This window comes from Aquiflexum sp. (genome assembly GCF_041751335.1).
Classification (GTDB): Bacteria; Bacteroidota; Bacteroidia; order Cytophagales; family Cyclobacteriaceae; genus Aquiflexum.
Map to the genome: position 1 here is coordinate 1 of NZ_JBGSXS010000243.1, position 16069 is coordinate 16069.

At 37.4% G+C, this 16069-nt stretch carries 14 protein-coding genes; 8 read left to right on the forward strand and 6 right to left on the reverse strand.

From position 1 onward, the window contains the following. Window positions 1-498 precede the first annotated feature (498 nt). Window positions 499-1476, reverse strand: coding sequence for a M23 family metallopeptidase (locus tag ACEW8U_RS13665; RefSeq protein WP_373522611.1), 978 nt, complete (start codon window positions 1474-1476; stop codon window positions 499-501). 118 nt (window positions 1477-1594) lie between these two features. Here ACEW8U_RS13665 and alaS point away from each other — a divergent pair, with 118 nt between their 5' ends. From alaS to ACEW8U_RS13700, 7 genes are all read left to right on the forward strand, one after another. Then, window positions 1595-4234 (forward strand): alanine--tRNA ligase, encoded by a 2640-nt coding sequence (gene alaS, locus ACEW8U_RS13670; RefSeq protein WP_373522612.1) that lies wholly within the window; start codon window positions 1595-1597, stop codon window positions 4232-4234. Between the two features lie 69 nt (window positions 4235-4303). Beyond that, complete coding sequence (gene gatB / locus ACEW8U_RS13675; RefSeq protein WP_373522613.1) at window positions 4304-5764, forward strand: Asp-tRNA(Asn)/Glu-tRNA(Gln) amidotransferase subunit GatB; 1461 nt, start codon at window positions 4304-4306, stop codon at window positions 5762-5764. A 120-nt stretch (window positions 5765-5884) separates the two neighbouring features. After that, window positions 5885-7000 (forward strand): redoxin domain-containing protein, encoded by a 1116-nt coding sequence (locus ACEW8U_RS13680; protein WP_373522614.1) that lies wholly within the window; start codon window positions 5885-5887, stop codon window positions 6998-7000. A gap of 268 nt (window positions 7001-7268) precedes the next feature. Next, window positions 7269-7742: a nucleoid-structuring protein H-NS gene (locus tag ACEW8U_RS13685; RefSeq protein WP_373522615.1), complete on the forward strand. Its 474-nt coding sequence runs from the start codon at window positions 7269-7271 to the stop codon at window positions 7740-7742. Between the two features lie 23 nt (window positions 7743-7765). Then, window positions 7766-8344 (forward strand): hypothetical protein, encoded by a 579-nt coding sequence (locus ACEW8U_RS13690; protein WP_373522616.1) that lies wholly within the window; start codon window positions 7766-7768, stop codon window positions 8342-8344. Continuing rightward, window positions 8341-9180 carry a hypothetical protein gene (locus ACEW8U_RS13695; RefSeq protein ID WP_373522617.1) on the forward strand — a complete coding sequence of 280 codons (840 nt, stop codon included), beginning with the start codon at window positions 8341-8343 and terminating at the stop codon, window positions 9178-9180. The genes ACEW8U_RS13690 and ACEW8U_RS13695 overlap by 4 nt, the downstream gene beginning before the upstream one ends. After that, window positions 9167-11620 (forward strand): leucine-rich repeat domain-containing protein, encoded by a 2454-nt coding sequence (locus ACEW8U_RS13700; protein ID WP_373522618.1) that lies wholly within the window; start codon window positions 9167-9169, stop codon window positions 11618-11620. The genes ACEW8U_RS13695 and ACEW8U_RS13700 overlap by 14 nt, the downstream gene beginning before the upstream one ends. Before the next feature lie 312 nt (window positions 11621-11932). On the opposite strand, the gene ACEW8U_RS13705 is transcribed toward ACEW8U_RS13700, so the two are convergent. From ACEW8U_RS13705 to ACEW8U_RS13725, 5 genes are all read right to left on the reverse strand, one after another. Further along, on the reverse strand, window positions 11933-12955 hold the full coding sequence (locus ACEW8U_RS13705; protein ID WP_373522619.1) for a hypothetical protein: 1023 nt from the start codon (window positions 12953-12955) through the stop codon (window positions 11933-11935). An 11-nt stretch (window positions 12956-12966) separates the two neighbouring features. Continuing rightward, window positions 12967-13290 (reverse strand): DUF3817 domain-containing protein, encoded by a 324-nt coding sequence (locus ACEW8U_RS13710; RefSeq protein WP_373522620.1) that lies wholly within the window; start codon window positions 13288-13290, stop codon window positions 12967-12969. Beyond that, complete coding sequence (locus ACEW8U_RS13715; protein ID WP_373522621.1) at window positions 13287-13844, reverse strand: hypothetical protein; 558 nt, start codon at window positions 13842-13844, stop codon at window positions 13287-13289. Before ACEW8U_RS13715 ends, ACEW8U_RS13710 begins: the two co-directional genes overlap by 4 nt. A gap of 45 nt (window positions 13845-13889) precedes the next feature. After that, complete coding sequence (locus tag ACEW8U_RS13720; RefSeq protein ID WP_373522622.1) at window positions 13890-14423, reverse strand: acyl-CoA thioesterase; 534 nt, start codon at window positions 14421-14423, stop codon at window positions 13890-13892. A gap of 81 nt (window positions 14424-14504) precedes the next feature. Further along, the gene (locus ACEW8U_RS13725) at window positions 14505-15161 is read right to left on the reverse strand and encodes a protein-L-isoaspartate(D-aspartate) O-methyltransferase (protein WP_373522623.1); all 657 of its coding nucleotides are present in this window, start codon (window positions 15159-15161) and stop codon (window positions 14505-14507) included. Between the two features lie 110 nt (window positions 15162-15271). Here ACEW8U_RS13725 and ACEW8U_RS13730 point away from each other — a divergent pair, with 110 nt between their 5' ends. Continuing rightward, a complete protein-coding gene (locus tag ACEW8U_RS13730; protein ID WP_373522624.1) occupies window positions 15272-15862 on the forward strand; it encodes a riboflavin synthase in 591 nt (196 codons plus the stop codon). The last annotated feature ends 207 nt before the right edge of the window (window positions 15863-16069 follow it).

Sequence of the window (16069 nt, forward strand, 5' to 3'; positions counted from 1 at the left end):
TGGGTACCAATACCCGTTTTGCTTGGGTGATAAGCCCTGGGAACATCTTTTTTGTAGTATACAATCACAACTGGCAAAACTACATGGAAAGGTTTGTTTCCATGGAAGCGAATACCAATATGAAATTGACATATACGTTCAGATTTTAACTTAACCCTACTTTATTGATAACGGAAATAATTTCCTGAAATTCAGGACAACCACAGGTCCCTTTAGGGACATCATATAGGTAAAAAACTGATGGTTGTTAGGTTGTTGTGCCTTTAGGTACAATATATATCGTACCTAAGGCACGATGGTCGATTTTAAATACTTGACTACTACCCATATTTTCTCCCTAAAGGGACTGATATGGAACATACATTGAAGATCTTAACTGGCAAATCAAATGTGATCGGAAAATTGTGGGAGTGAGAATTACGCTTTTTAAAAAGAATCAAAAAAAAGGTTTCGGAAAAACCATTCCAAAACCCTTTTGATTTTTATAATATAAGTTGCTTAGCTCAAAGATTGATTTTCTTTGCCGGCCAATTCCAGAATTTTATCATATTCTTCCGGTGTGAGATCTTTGAAGAAGTAATTGACAGGATTAATAAACCTTCCGTCTTTCATGACTTCGTAGTGAACATGTGGTGCAGTTGAAGAACCTGTATTTCCTACAGTTCCTATTTGGTCACCACGTTTTACTTTTTGTCCTCTTCTAACTTTGAAGTCGTTCATGTGTGCATATCGGGTGACAAAACCAAACCCGTGATCAATCTCAATATGCTTTCCATAGCCACCGAATACTGTTTTCACCGATAATATCACGCCATCTCCTGTTGCATAAATAGGTGTTCCTTTTGGTGCCGCAAAATCCACTCCTTGGTGCATTTTCCGTACTTTGAGGATAGGGTGGACCCGCATACCGAAGCCTGAGGCCAATAAATTTAATTCTTCGTTGGTTACTGGTTGAATGGCTGGAACCGATGCCCAGTATTCTTCTTTTTTCAAAGCAAGTTCAGTGACTTCGTCGTAACTGACAGACTGTACATAAAGCTGTCTTTTCAGGGCATCTACTTTTTGGGAAAGTGTCAGAATCAAATCTACCTGATTTATGCCTTTATCTTTTATCTCCTTATATCTCTCAGTCCCACCGATTCCAGCTTTTCTGATTTCTGTAGGAACAGGTTCGGTTTCAAATATGATCCTGTAAAGGTTGTCATCTCTTTGTTGAAGGTCCGATAGCATGTAGTTCATTTTGGAAACTTCCTCTTCCAATATCTGATAATACAAAGTCAGTTCTTGATTTTCTTTTTTGAGCATCAGCTCTTTTGGGCTATCGAAATAATAACCGAAAACGATAAGAATGCCAATTGCCATTATAGATGCCAAAGACACAAAGCCCAAGGTATTTAGCAATATATCCCATTTGCTACGTTTGTAACGTTCGTACTTACAGGTTTTGGCGTCGTAGTAATATTTTATTCTACTCATTATAAAATGCAGGGTAAATCTTCTAATTTTGCACTCCTAAGGTAAGTGGGTGATTACATTCAGAGGCCGCAAAGGTAACAAAATAAATAAGATAATACGAACATAGTCAAAAGCTTAGATGAAAGCCAAAAAAATCAGAAATTTATTTATAGAATTTTTTAAGTCAAAAAACCACCAATTTGTTCCTTCTTCCCCTATCGTTGTAAAGAATGACCCAACGCTGATGTTTACCAATGCAGGTATGAATCAGTTTAAGGATTTCTTTTTGGGAAATGATGTTCCCAAAGCCAACAGGGTGGCAAACAGTCAAAAATGCCTTCGGGTTTCAGGTAAGCACAATGACCTGGAAGAAGTAGGTGTAGATACCTATCACCATACGATGTTTGAAATGTTGGGCAATTGGTCTTTTGGTGATTATTTCAAAAAAGAAGCGATTGAATGGGCTTGGGATTTATTGACGGAGGTATATAAGTTGCCCAAAGACAGGCTATATGTTTCCGTATTTGGCGGGGATAATGGGGATGGCCTTGATAGGGACCTAGAAGCTTTTCGGTTCTGGAATAGCATTGTTCCCGAGGACAGGATCCTCTTTGGCAGCAAAAAAGATAATTTTTGGGAAATGGGGGAGACCGGACCATGTGGACCCTGTTCCGAAATCCATATTGATCTCAGAAATGATGAGGAAAGAAATCAAATTCCGGGTTTTGATTTAGTAAACAATGATCACCCACAGGTTATCGAAATCTGGAACTTGGTATTTATGCAATATAACAGGCTAGCCGATGGTAGTTTGAAGGAGCTACCTGCTAAGCATGTAGATACCGGGATGGGATTTGAGAGGCTGGTGAGGGCTATTCAAAACAAATCTTCCAATTATGATACCGATGTTTTCAGCCCTTTTATTGAGTTGATTGAATTTAAGTCAGGTAAAAAATATGGCAAGGATGAAAAGACCGATATTGCCATGCGGGTAATTGTAGACCATATCAGGGCAATTTCATTTACGATAGCGGATGGGCAGCTTCCGTCCAATAACAAAGCCGGTTATGTTATCAGAAGAATCTTGAGAAGGGCAGTTAGGTATGGTTATACTTTCCTCGGCTTTCAAAAACCATTTCTTTATGAACTCTTACCACTTTTGGCAGAAAATTTTGGAGATATATTTCCAGAGATTGCTGCCCAACAGGATTTTATTGCTAAGGTGGTGATGGAGGAAGAAGCATCTTTTTTGAGGACTTTGGATAACGGACTTAAAAAACTCGATCAGATAAAAGATGAAATGTCTCAAACCGGATCCAAAGTGATTGATGGGAAAGTTGCTTTTGAACTGTATGACACCTACGGATTTCCTTTGGATCTAACATCGTTGATAGCTAGGGAAAATGGTTATTCTATTGACGAGGTCAGCTTTAAAGTAGAAATGGAAAAGCAGAAGACCCGATCCAGGGCTGCAGCAGAACAGGAGACTGGTGATTGGAATGTCGTCAATAATGATGACAGTGTAGTGTTCGTCGGATATGATTTTCTTGATTCAGAAAGCAGGATTATAAAATATCGCCAAATCAGAGATAAAAAAGGGGACAGATTTCAATTGGTATTGGACAGGACACCTTTCTATGCAGAAAGTGGTGGACAGGTTGGTGATCAGGGATTTTTACAAAATGGCGCTGAGACCATCCAAGTATTGGATACCAAAAAAGAAAATGACTTAACTGTTCATTTTGTGGACAAGCTTCCCAATGATCCTTCTAAGGTGTTTTTGGCTAGGGTAAATGTTGAAAAAAGAAAGTCAACAGTCAACAATCACTCAGCCACCCATTTACTCCATGCCGCCCTCAAAGAGGTTTTAGGCAGTCATGTTCAACAAAAGGGGTCTTTGGTCAATGAGGAATTACTGAGGTTTGACTTTTCTCACTTTGCCAAAATGACCGATGAGGAAATTATTAAAGTAGAAAATATCGTTAACGCAAAGATCAGAGAGAATATTCCTTTGGAAGAGCAACGAAATGTTCCTATTGAAGAAGCTAAGAAAAAAGGAGCAACAGCCCTGTTTGGAGAGAAATATGGGGATTTTGTAAGGGTGATCACTTTTGATAAGAATTTTTCGGTTGAACTTTGTGGTGGCGTTCACGTACCTTCCTCAGGTGTGATCGGTCAGTTCAAAATAGTCTCTGAATCTTCCATTGCAGCAGGTGTGAGAAGAATTGAAGCAGTGACAGCAGAGTCCGCCGAGCAATTGGTCAATGGACAATTATCGTTACTGAAAGAAATTCAGGAAATGTTAAAAAATCCTAAAGACTTAAAAAAATCCATCGAATCTTTGGTTTCTGAACGTAATGAACTCAGAAAAGAAATTGAGGCTTTACACCTAAGCCAAGCTTCTTTGTTAAAAGAAGACCTTTTGAAGCAGGTTGAAAATGTCAATGAAATCAATTTCCTTTTTGCCCAAGCCAATTTCCCAAATGTAGATGCCCTTAAAAAAATTTCCTTTGAATTGAAAAACGAAACCGAAAATCTGGTGGCTGTTTTGGCAGCAGAAATTGATGGAAAGCCTCAGATAGCGATCATCATTGATGAATCACTTGTAAAATCAAAAGGATTGAATGCAGGAACTATCATCAGGGATCTAGCCAAAGAAATACAGGGTGGAGGAGGAGGACAGCCCTTTTTTGCCACAGCAGGGGGGAAGGATATTGCCGGCTTGCCAAAAGTATTGGAAAAGGCAAGGTTGATGTTGAAAGGCCTTTATTGTAAATGAAGACCGTTAATTTGGTTTTGGATGAATTTGGACCCAATTTTGGGTGCTTTAATAATAGTTTGATCTGATATGATTTCAGCAGAAATAAAAAATAAATATGAGCTAGTGGTAGGGCTTGAAGTTCATGCCCAACTGTTGACCAAGAGTAAAATGTACACTTCGGATTCCACCGAATACGGAAATCTCCCCAATACCCATATTTCAGTTCTTACGTTAGGCCATCCTGGTACACTTCCCAAAGTCAACATGAAGGCTGTGGAATATGCCATAAAAATGGGACTTGCTTGTGAAAGTGAGATTACAAGAAATAATATTTTTGCCAGAAAAAACTATTTCTATCCAGATCTTCCAAAGGGATATCAAATTACTCAGGACAAAAATCCCATTTGTGTGGGAGGATATGTTCCTATCACTTTACCGGATGGTACCAAAAGGTCCATAGCATTGACTCGTATTCATATGGAAGAAGATGCCGGAAAATCTATGCACTTGGCTGGAGAATTAGATACTTTGGTGGATTTTAACAGAGCAGGGGTACCACTTATTGAGATAGTTTCAGAACCAGATATGCGTTCTTCCGACGAGGCATATGCTTACTTAGTGGAAATCAAAAAATTGGTCCGTTACCTTGACATCTGTGACGGCAACATGGAAGAAGGTTCCTTGAGGTGCGATGCGAATATCTCGGTAAGGTTGAGAGGAAATCCTGAATTAGGAAAAAAAGTGGAGGTCAAAAATATGAACTCCTTTAGAAACGTAAGTCGCGCCATTGAACATGAATTTGACCGTCAGGTTGAATTGGCAGAAGCAGAAGAGGAAATTACATCGGAAACAAGAACCTTCGATGCTACTACAGGCACAACAGCCAGTATGAGGACTAAAGAAGATCTTAATGATTACAGGTATTTTCCTGAACCAGATCTTAGCCCTGTGATAGTCTCCGAAGAATGGCTAGAAAGTGTCAGAGAGGCGATGCCTCCATTACCTAGAGAGCTTTTTCATAAATTTGTCCAAGAATATGGGTTACCAGAGTATGATGCTGGGGTATTGACGGATTCCAAAGAAATAGCACTCTATTTTGAAGACTTATGCTCTCATACCAAAAACTTCAAAGCTGCATCAAACTGGATGATGGGACCGGTCAAATCCTATTTGAATGAACTCACCTTGCATATTTCCGACTTTCCGGTAAAAGCAAAAAATCTGGCTGAATTGATTTCAATTATTGATGAAGGAAAAGTGAGTTTTTCTGTTGCTTCACAGAAAATTTATCCAGAACTGCTCAATGGAACATCTAAAACACCCTTGGAAATTGCCCAAGGACTTAATCTCATTCAGCAGAGTGATGAAGGTTCATTGAAACCTATAGTAGAGCGTGTATTGGCAGAAAATGTAGCTAAAGTTGAAGAATACAGATCAGGTAAAAAGGGACTTTTGGGAATGTTTATGGGGCAGGTAATGAAAAAATCTCAAGGAAAAGCGGATCCTAAAGTAGCCACCAAATTATTGACTGAATTACTAGAAAATTAATTTCATATTAAAGCTTGTAAAATACCTCACCCATGGGACATGGAAATTCTGAAGGAAAATGCCCTACTTCCCAATGGTATCCAGCTATTATATCCGCCTTTACAAATAAATTCTAATCAGATGAAATATTTATTTAACATATCTTGCTTTATTGTCTTATTAACATTGTTTTCATGTTCCACGGGTGATAAAAGGGTTTTTGATGGTACTATAAAAGTATCAGGAACCTTGACAAATGCGCCTGAGGGAAAACCAGTGTTATCCCAGTTTGTGGATGACAGCAATGAGGCTATTGATGAACTTGAATTGAAAAGTGGAGGAAAGTTTGAATATGAGCTCAAATTGGAAGGTCCAGGATTTTATGAATTGAATTTGATGGATAAAAAAATTGTAAGGCTTGCACTTTATGATCAGGATGTCCAGATTTTTTATGATTTCGATGACGAAAACAGTCTGAAAATTGAAGGTTCAGAAGATTCAAAGAACATGTTGAAGATAGAATCTATCATGACGGAATATCAAGAGAAGCTTAATGAACTCAATGATGCCTATTTCGAAGCCATGAGCAAAAGGGATCAGGAAGCCATTAAAGCGATTCAAAATAAAGCCATGGAAATGGAATCAGTCCAAGGACAAAAAGTAAAGGAAACATTGGAAGAGATGAGGGGAAGCTTCGCAGCCATGGCAGGTATTTCTTTGTTGAACCTTAAAAATGATTTTCTTTTTGTAGATCAATTGGTTTCTGAACTAAATGAAAAATACCCTGATACCAAGATGATACAGGTAATGGGAAACCAACTCAACGAAATGAGGGCACTATCTATAGGGCAGATTGCTCCGGAAATTTCACTCCCTGATCCGGATGGAAATTTGGTAAACCTTTCAGATTTAAGAGGTAAATATGTTTTAATTGATTTTTGGGCAGCATGGTGCAGACCCTGTAGGCAAGAAAATCCAAATGTTGTCAAATTGTACAATGAATATAATGAAAAAGGTTTTGAAGTTTTTGGAGTTTCTTTGGATAGGACCAAAGATGCTTGGGTAAAGGCTATCGCAGAAGATGAATTGACTTGGACTCATGTCTCTGACCTGAAATATTTTAATTCTGCGGCTGCAGCTTTATATCAAATCAATGCAATACCAGCTACTTACATGTTGGATCCGGAAGGGAAAATCATAGCAAAAGATTTAAGAGGTGCCAGTTTGGAAAACAAATTGAAAGAAATTTTCAATTAATATAGCGCCGATAAAATAGAAAGACTGTGTTTTAGACAAATCTGTCCTTTTTATTTGTCAAAATATATTTTATATTCCTCTCACAAACTATAAAAAAATATAAGGAATTTTAACTTAGATTTGTGCATCTTTAAAAAATGCAAAAATTTAACAAAAGGCATTGCCAAAAACATTAAATTCAAATAAATCAATTTGAAATCATCCAATGGAATACTATTTGTATAATTTCATCCAATCTCTTAAATCAAATAAAATCAATTAACTAAACATGAAAAAAAGAACCGTCCAATCACCACTGAGCAGGATACTGACAATTGCCCTGTTTGGATTGCTAGCCCTAGGTGCCTGCAAAGGAAAGAAGAAAGTAGTAGCCGCACCTGAACCAGCACCTGTCGAAGAAGTAAAACCAACCCCGCCGCCGCCGCCAGCTCCTGGACCTTCTGCTGAGGAAGTTGCCGTTGGTAAATTGGAGAATTATTTTAACAGTATTGCAAGTTCCTCCAATAACGAGGCAGCCAATAGAACAATTCAAGAAGCCTCAGGAATGTTTTCAAATTCAAATACGCCTGTTTTGATTGTGATCCATGAGGAAAGTGGTATTAAGGATTATGATGAACCTACTACCATTGACAAATACCTTAATTACCTAAAAGACACCAAGAAAAACCTCAACTTCATATCTGACATCAGACTTGATAGTAATGGTAGGGTTTCTGAATTGGAACTTCGTCGTAAAAAATAATATCCACCGAAAAATCTAATCAAATGAAAAAATATATCCCACTTTTCCTGTTGCTGTTTTTAGTATCAGCGTCAGTTTCTTTGGCCCAATCCGACAACATCAGCCCAGCTAGAAAGCAGGCGATTGATTCCTTGGCTTTGGAAAAAGTAAAAGATTTAAGTAAGTACATCAGTATCATCGGAAGTAAGGAAACACAATTCTCAGAAGCAAACCGCGTTATGGACAGGGCAGAAGAACTGTTTGCACCAGGTGCTGAAATGGGAGTTTCTTCTTTAAACCGTAAAGAAATCGCTTATTACAAAGTAAGAAGATACTTCGAAAGATTGATGGCGTTGAATTATGACCGTGTTAACATCTCATGGTATGACATTCACTACATCAGTGACTTGGAAAGACAGCCTGATGGCCGATATGTAGGCGTGGTGACTGTTTACCAAAGATTCGAAGGTACTTCTCTTGAAAGTGGTCTTAATTATAGAGATACCACCAAAAAAGATATCACCATATACGTTGAGAAAAAACAAACTCAGATCGCCGGTAGAACTATCGAATTCTGGGACGTGATGCTCGGTGATATCCGTGTGACTGAAACCTCCGCATGAGAAAATTAACATTAGTATTAGTATTACTTATTACATCCTTATCAATGGCGTACAGCCAGGGCCTTTACAGCCCTGGTTCGCCAAAGGATGACGGCAGATTTGCCGCATCAACAAAACAAGTCAATCAATTTTTTAGAAGGTTCAATGCCGAAGAAAGTCAAGATGGACAAAAAAGGTATTATTCAGGAGATGCCCTTTATAGAGACCGCGAATTAAGAGGTCAATTTATTAGCATACTTTTTGACAATGAGACTTCGGGTATTTCCACTAACCTCAAATCTGAGTTTATGAAAGAAGTCCTTGCTGAAAACTTACCTCAATTTCTGAATTTTCATCGGGAAGGCTGGTTTGCAGAGGTAAGTTCCATTTTCATGTATAAGGGAAAAAGGGAAAATGTCACGCTATTTCTTAAAATCCAGCCAGAAGGTTTAGGATATGAATGGGTCATCGACAAGGTTGTATTTGAACCATTTAAGAATGTATTCAAAAAGCCAAGTGGCAGTGAGAAAGGCTTCCTCCATCCCCTGAGTCATGAATTGGGATTTATGAATCTCAGAAGGGCATTTCAGGATTCCGATACTCCTGAGGCATTTACCCCAAAAGAATATGAACCCGATTACCTGACATTATTTCTCTATGAAATGAAAAAAGGTAATATCAGATTTGAAACAATAAGTGATGTAAAATTTCATTTCTTCCAGATCAATAACTGGTATTTTGAACTTAACCAATTCAATAGACCCGGGTTCAATACCGGTTGGCTGATAGGAAATTTAGTCAAACTCAATTCGGGAGATAAAGAAACTATTCTCAAATATATTTATGATCAGAAATAAGCAATTCATTCTTTTTATATTTTCTTTGATTGGAACTGTATCATTGGGTTTTTCTCAAAATCTGGGTGACTACACCAAAACAGAAATTAAAGAATTGTCACAAAAAGTGGACGATCAGGTTCAGTTCTTGGAGTATTTTTTTAATACTGTTGGAAGTAAGGATACCAATTCCAGGGATAAAGATGTTATTATCAGGGAGAGTTATAAGAAAATTTTCAGAGACAATAAAGTACAAGTAGAGGATGATCTTTTATTGGATAGAAAGGTAATTACCAATAAAGATGTAACTGCCTATTTAAAAGACATTGAGTTTTTTTTCAAAGATGCCAACTTCAAATTTAAAGTCCGAGAGGTCAAGCCTTTTTTAAGGGATAATGATGAATTGTCCTTTCTTGTTTCCATGGACAGGACCCTTACAGCCACAGGTCTGAACAATGAAAAGATTACCAATACGAGACCGCGTTTTGTAGAGGTCAACTTGGATAAAAAATCCAGTGAGCTTAAAATTGCAAGTATATATACAACTAAATTGAGCAGAGATGAGGAATTGACCGAGTGGTGGTCAACTCTCTCCTACACTTGGGAATCTTTTTTTAGAAAAAAGATAGGATTGACTGAAGAAGATTCGGTGATGCTGGATCATCTATATAAGATCAGTATTATTGACTCTTTGGATTTTTCAGGTAATGAATATGTTATGGATCTTGAACCAATTCATGCACTTAGAGATCTGAAATATATCAATATTAGCAATACTAAAATTGTTGAGCTTAATCCTATAAGTCACGTGACTTTTCTTAATTATCTGGATATATCCAATACTCCTACAGAAGATATTCAGTTTATAAAATACTCGGATAATTTGGGTTATTTGGACATTTCTAATACACAGATTCAGGATATCAGTGAATTGGGCAACCTTAAAAAACTTCATTCCCTGAAAGCAGTAAATACTCCGGTTCAGAGTTTTGCAGTGCTGAATTCTTTTAATTCTTTGAAATATATGGATTTGAGCCATAGTGGATTTAACAATATTGAAAATATCCGTGAACTTGAGAATTTGGAAAGCTTGGATATCAGTGGAAATTACCTGATGAATCTTGACCTTTTGTCTTCCCTCAAAAGCTTGGAAGAAATTACGCTTAAAGAGACCAATATTGTGGATTTAACACCACTGGTCGGATTGGAAAAGCTTGAAATGATCAATATCAATCAGACCGAAGTTTCTGACCTTAGTCCATTAGTAGGAAAAAGATCATTGAAAAAGCTGTACGCAGACAGGACTGGTGTTGCGGAGGAAAGCGCTGATGAATTTGCTAGAAGAAATAGATCAGTACTTTTGATACACCATGTTGAAAATCTTCAAACTTGGTGGAATGGTTTGCCATCTGAATGGAAAGCTACTTTAACCAATATTAATCCAAAATTGAATTCTACTACTCCTACAATCGAGGATATTTCATTTACGGTAGGGGCAGATTCCTTGGACCTTTCCGGTAGTGAAATCAATACGCTAGGCCCTGTATTGAAATTTAAAAAAATAAATCATCTTAAGTTTGATGATACACAGGTCAATGACCTTACACCCCTTTCTGATATCAAGGCATTGTTGACGATATCCGGTAAAAACACAAAAGTAAAAAATCTTCAACCTTTAGTAAATCTGGTTGATTTGAAAAGAGTAGATTTTCGAGATAGTCCTATTGAATCCTTTTTGATGCTTAAAGATCTCCCACATCTAGTTTACCTTAATCTGGATAGTTCTGAAATAGATGCCAATGAAATACCAGATTTTTTATTGGCTAACGATAAAATAAATATCATTTACAGATCTACTTCTTTGGAACAATGGTGGGATATATTGGATGATGATTGGAAGTCTGTATTTATAGGACAATTTGGAGATTCTGATCAAACACCTACCTTGGAGTCCTTGCACCGTTGGACTGCACAGCCCGAAGTGAAAATTCAAGGGGCCCAAATTTCCAACCTTCAGCCATTATTGATTTTTAATAATTTGAGACGACTTTCAGTTTCCGATGTTCCAATGATGGATATTTCCGATCTTTCAAATATGCGTCTTTTAGAAGAATTAAAAGTTTCCCATGCTCCTGTTTCTGACCTAACAGTATTGTCTCCCCTTAGAAAATTGGTTATTTTAGACGTTTCCAATACAGGTATAGAAGATTTGAGACCATTAGGAGAGTTAGTTGGTCTTGAATCATTGGTAATTTCAGGAACCAATATTAAAGTATTGCGTGGTTTGGAGACATTGACCAATCTCAAATATTTGGATGTAGCAAGTACCAATATAAGATCCCTCAAACCAGTTCAAGGTTTGAACATAGAAAGATTGATATGCTTTAACACACGTCTGAATAATAGGGCTGTTGACGGCTTCAAAAAGCTAAATCCCAATGCCGATGTGAGGTTTTATTAGAAAGAGGCGAGAGACAAGAAGTGAGATGCGAGAAGTAAGATATTAGACCAAGAACCAAGAATCAATACACAAGAAGAACAAGCATCGGTTCTAAGTACTGTGAAGGTGGTTCTTATTACTACCTACAACTTGTCTGGATGAGGCGGATTGTTTTTGGCAACTGCCTACAGCGACTACCTACTGACTATTGACAAACTACCAATTGGGACTGACCACTGACAAACCGTCAACCGCGTCTGCCTACTGAAAATTTGGACTGCATACTAAATCTCCTACCTTCATCCTTTTACCATCATCCTTCATCCTTCCTAGTCACCTTTTCAGTACTTGTTCAAGGCTTTCCCGCAAAATTTGTCCCATATTGCTGCAGTTTAAAAAATTGTCGTTTTTATAATGTTTGGCCAAATCTTTTTTGAGAGAAGTGATATTGTCCTTCGTAGAAATAGTGTCATTTTCCATGGATTTGAGAACATCCTCGATTTCTATAGTTGAAGCTTTAAGTCTGTTAGCAATTAGAGCCCTTTCTTCTCTTTGGTATTGGGCCATAGATTCAGGGGTAATATGTTTGATCCCTAACTGAATAAGGGAATTATTTTGCTTGAAATATTGGGGTAGATAGATTGACTTTTTTCCTTCATAGGATTGTTGGTCAAAATCAATTGCCCGGATTCTATAATGGGTTTCCTCAAAGTCAGGAGTTACGACAACAACAAAATTTGATGAATGCATATCACCCAATAATCTAACAAAACACCTCTCATTGAACTTCACAAACTCCTTGGCCAATCTTATCGGGTTTAGCAATGGATCCTTGATATGCTGCCGCATAAACTGCTCTCCCGGTATTCCTGCTATATGTTCTTCAATCAGCGTGTTTTTGTGGACAAAATAGCTAATTCTGTTTGGGGATAGCAAGTGCTCCAATTCAAGTCCGTAAACTCTGGACGCATCAGCCTGTTTGACATAGAAATAATCGAAATTATCATTAATTCTATTTACAATCCTAACTCTGAAAGGCTGTGTATTTCCATAGACACAAAGATCAATTCGGTCAACATAAAGGTGCTTCATCACCGACATGTCACCCTCAGCCTTTAGGAGGGAATAGATTTTTTTGACATTGTAATGGATTTCTTCCCGGTCAGATTGAGCATAAAAAACTGTCTCCCAAAGTGTATCATTGCCTTTAGAATCGTATAGTGGAATTGAACTGCTGTACCGCAATAGATCATTATAATGAATTGGAAAATCAACCTCTCGACCATATTTCTGAAGAAATACTCTCAATCTATCACTGATTGGGTAAATGATTTTCTTCTTACTGATCAGGGCCATAAAAGTATGATTTATGATTTAGCCATCTCTTTTTCTTCTTTGGTCAGGTACCTGTCAAAAATAAATGGACCAAAAGGCAAAACAGAGGCAATTAAAGCAAAAAATGTTTTACTGAAATTCCAGGTCATTTTTCTGGCAGTGGGAAATACCGCATAAATATAAATTACAAAGAGTATTCCATGTGCCCAGCCGACATAGGTTACCGCTAGAGGTAAATCCATCATATATTTTAATGGCATGGCTATAAATAACAGTAGGAGGAATGATGTGCCTTCCACGATACTGATCAATCTGAACCTTTTTAGCCACATAATTTTTTTTTCGTCAGCGCTCATTTTTGTTTTTTAGTAATGTTGAATAATACCTGAAGTTCGGTCCAGAGTGATTTTTTAAGATTAGTATTTTCAAATAGAATTTTCAAATCATCAGCAAAAAGGTATTCTACACCCTCATAATTAATGATTTCATAATTTGATTTTTTGTGCATCATGATATCATGTCTGAAATTTCCGAATACAATAATTTTATTGGGATTCATGGACATGACATTTGTTAATGAGGTAGATTCCATAGCTTCCGATGAAGCCAGTGCTATATCTTTCAATGAACAGCCTACTGCATTCAGTATTTTGAATAATAACTCGTGCAAATTGGGATCTAAAGTTTTGCCTTGGTATACGATAAGAACCCCCTTTCCAAATCCTCCCTCGTAATCCAAATTTAAAGATTCATTATCTGAATCTTCTTCTACAAGACTCAATTCCTGATTTTGTTCGGGGTATGGGAGGGAATTTGGTTTCTTGTCAAGGATGATCTTTTTTTCTTCAGGAAGAATAAAAATCTCACTGTCCATGAACATAGCCAAATGATGAATGCTCAGATTTTCCATGTGCCTAAATTGATTAAAAAATCGGGGTATTACAAGAAGTAAAGTCTACGATTCTTTTGGATTATCCATGTTAAAAATAGATTTGAGTTCAACAGCGTCTTTTGGGTCCATTCTTTTTGCAAGCACAAGTCTCAGTTGCCTTCTCCTAAGTGCGCCTTCAAACAATTCCACCTCTTCCGGAGTACTTGGTTCCACTTCAGGTACTTCAATAGGCCTGCCATTTTGATCTACAGCTACAAAAGTAAAAAAGGCTCTGTGGGTTAGAATTTTTTTATTTGCCGGGATATCTTCAGCCCATACTTCAATAAATACCTCCATAGAGGAGTTAAATGCCCTGGTAACCTGTGATTTTAAAGTCACTACATTTCCTAGGGCAATTGGATGTTTGAATGAGATACTATCCGCGGAGGCGGTCACTACAATTCTGTTTGAATGTTTTTGGGCTGCAATAGCGGCTACTACATCCATCCAATGCATCAATTTCCCACCCATTAAATTATTTAGGGTATTGGTATCATTGGGGAGGACCATTTCGGTCATAATCACTGCCGATTGGCTTGCAGGTTTCTTTCTGGTCATAAAAATTAAATTTTAAGCAAAAATACAAAATTATTATCTTATTACTTTAATCTCAAACATATAATTCAGTATATAATTTCGTTATCTCCAACCTTCTGCTCCTAATAAGGGAACAAATGCAAAGTTCTCAAATTCTTCCTGAATAATTTTAATAGCTGTTTTTTTTGTCAATCTTAGCATTTTCTGAGTTTTCCTGTCGCCAACCGGAACGACCAAAATCCCCCCGATACTGAGCTGCTGAAGGAGTGATTGTGGTACAACGGGTGCACCGGCTGTGACCAATATTTTGTCGAAAGGTGCTTGATCCGCCAATCCCTTCGAACCATCGCCAAAATAAAAATGAAGATGAATACCGAGTTTTGTCAAAAATTTTTTTGTCTTGTCAAATAGTTTTTTCTGGTATTCGATGGTGTGGACTTCAGCTCCAAGCAGGTGAAGTATCGCTCCTTGATATCCTGATCCGGTTCCAATTTCCAACACTTTATCTCCTGGATTGATTTGCAACAATTCGGTCTGAAAAGCAACAGTATATGGTTGGGAGATGGTTTGGCCTTCTCCGATAGGAAAAGCCTTGTCTTCGTAGGCATGGGAGTCCAATGCTGAATCAAAGAAAAAATGGCGGGGCAATGTATTGATCGCGGCAAGAACTGCTTCATCTGTGATACCTTTCTTTTTGATTACTTTTACCAATTCCTTGCGCTGTCCCTTATGACGGTAGCTATCTTCTAATTTCAACATATTCTGATTGAGAAACTTTTGTATCGCCTGCTAAGTTAAGGGATAAATTGGCTTAATTTGAAAGCTATTTGCCGCTTATTGTCTGAATTATTGAAAATTAAATTCAAATTATGTTTACAGGAATTATTGAAACTTTGGGTACCATTATCAACATAGAAAAAGATGGTACCAATGTTCATTTTGATATTGCTTCTTCTATTACTGATCAACTTAAAGTGGATCAATCTGTCGCACATAATGGAGTTTGCCTTACAGTTGTTGCCGTAGAAGATGGACATTATCGGGTAACAGCTATTGATGAGACACTTAACAAAACCAACCTTGCGACTTGGTCGAAGGGAGTTGAGGTGAACTTGGAAAGATGTATGCCTGCCAATGGCAGATTTGATGGCCATATTGTTCAAGGTCATGTAGATCAGATAGGTGTTGTGGAAAATATTTTAGAGAATGACGGATCATGGATTTATGATTTTTCTTTTGATACCACATCAGGCAATGTGACTGTTGAAAAAGGTTCTATTACCATTAACGGCACAAGCCTGACCTGCTTCAATTCCAAAAATGGCAAATTCACTGTAGCCATCATACCCTACACCTATGAAAACACCAATTTCCATGAATTAAAAATAGGGGATAAGGTCAATTTGGAATTCGATATCGTCGGAAAATATATCCAAAGAATAATCAGGGGATACCAATAATACCAGCAAAAATGTCTTGGTAAAAAAAAATTACTGATTTGTTGATAAGCCTGTTAATAATCCCGTTTTTCCTGTTCATAACCTTGTTCCAGAACTTTGAAAATATGTGGGAAAGTTGTTTAGAAGTTATTGATTAAATTGTTGCAATAAAGCAGTTAATGATCTAGATTTACATATATCAAGTAAGAGATAAAAGGTCGGATATAC

Coding starts and splice junctions, on each gene's coding strand:
- ACEW8U_RS13680 (WP_373522614.1), top strand. CDS start 5,885: ATGAAATATTTATTTAACATATCTTGCTTTATTGTCTTATTAACATTG.
- ACEW8U_RS13695 (WP_373522617.1), top strand. CDS start 8,341: ATGAGAAAATTAACATTAGTATTAGTATTACTTATTACATCCTTATCA.
- ACEW8U_RS13685 (WP_373522615.1), top strand. CDS start 7,269: ATGAAAAAAAGAACCGTCCAATCACCACTGAGCAGGATACTGACAATT.
- ACEW8U_RS13700 (WP_373522618.1), top strand. CDS start 9,167: ATGATCAGAAATAAGCAATTCATTCTTTTTATATTTTCTTTGATTGGA.
- gatB (WP_373522613.1), top strand. CDS start 4,304: ATGATTTCAGCAGAAATAAAAAATAAATATGAGCTAGTGGTAGGGCTT.
- ACEW8U_RS13720 (WP_373522622.1), bottom strand. CDS start 14,423: ATGACCAGAAAGAAACCTGCAAGCCAATCGGCAGTGATTATGACCGAA.
- ACEW8U_RS13705 (WP_373522619.1), bottom strand. CDS start 12,955: ATGGCCCTGATCAGTAAGAAGAAAATCATTTACCCAATCAGTGATAGA.
- ACEW8U_RS13690 (WP_373522616.1), top strand. CDS start 7,766: ATGAAAAAATATATCCCACTTTTCCTGTTGCTGTTTTTAGTATCAGCG.
- ACEW8U_RS13715 (WP_373522621.1), bottom strand. CDS start 13,844: ATGGAAAATCTGAGCATTCATCATTTGGCTATGTTCATGGACAGTGAG.
- ACEW8U_RS13730 (WP_373522624.1), top strand. CDS start 15,272: ATGTTTACAGGAATTATTGAAACTTTGGGTACCATTATCAACATAGAA.
- ACEW8U_RS13665 (WP_373522611.1), bottom strand. CDS start 1,476: ATGAGTAGAATAAAATATTACTACGACGCCAAAACCTGTAAGTACGAA.
- ACEW8U_RS13710 (WP_373522620.1), bottom strand. CDS start 13,290: ATGAGCGCTGACGAAAAAAAAATTATGTGGCTAAAAAGGTTCAGATTG.
- ACEW8U_RS13725 (WP_373522623.1), bottom strand. CDS start 15,161: ATGTTGAAATTAGAAGATAGCTACCGTCATAAGGGACAGCGCAAGGAA.
- alaS (WP_373522612.1), top strand. CDS start 1,595: ATGAAAGCCAAAAAAATCAGAAATTTATTTATAGAATTTTTTAAGTCA.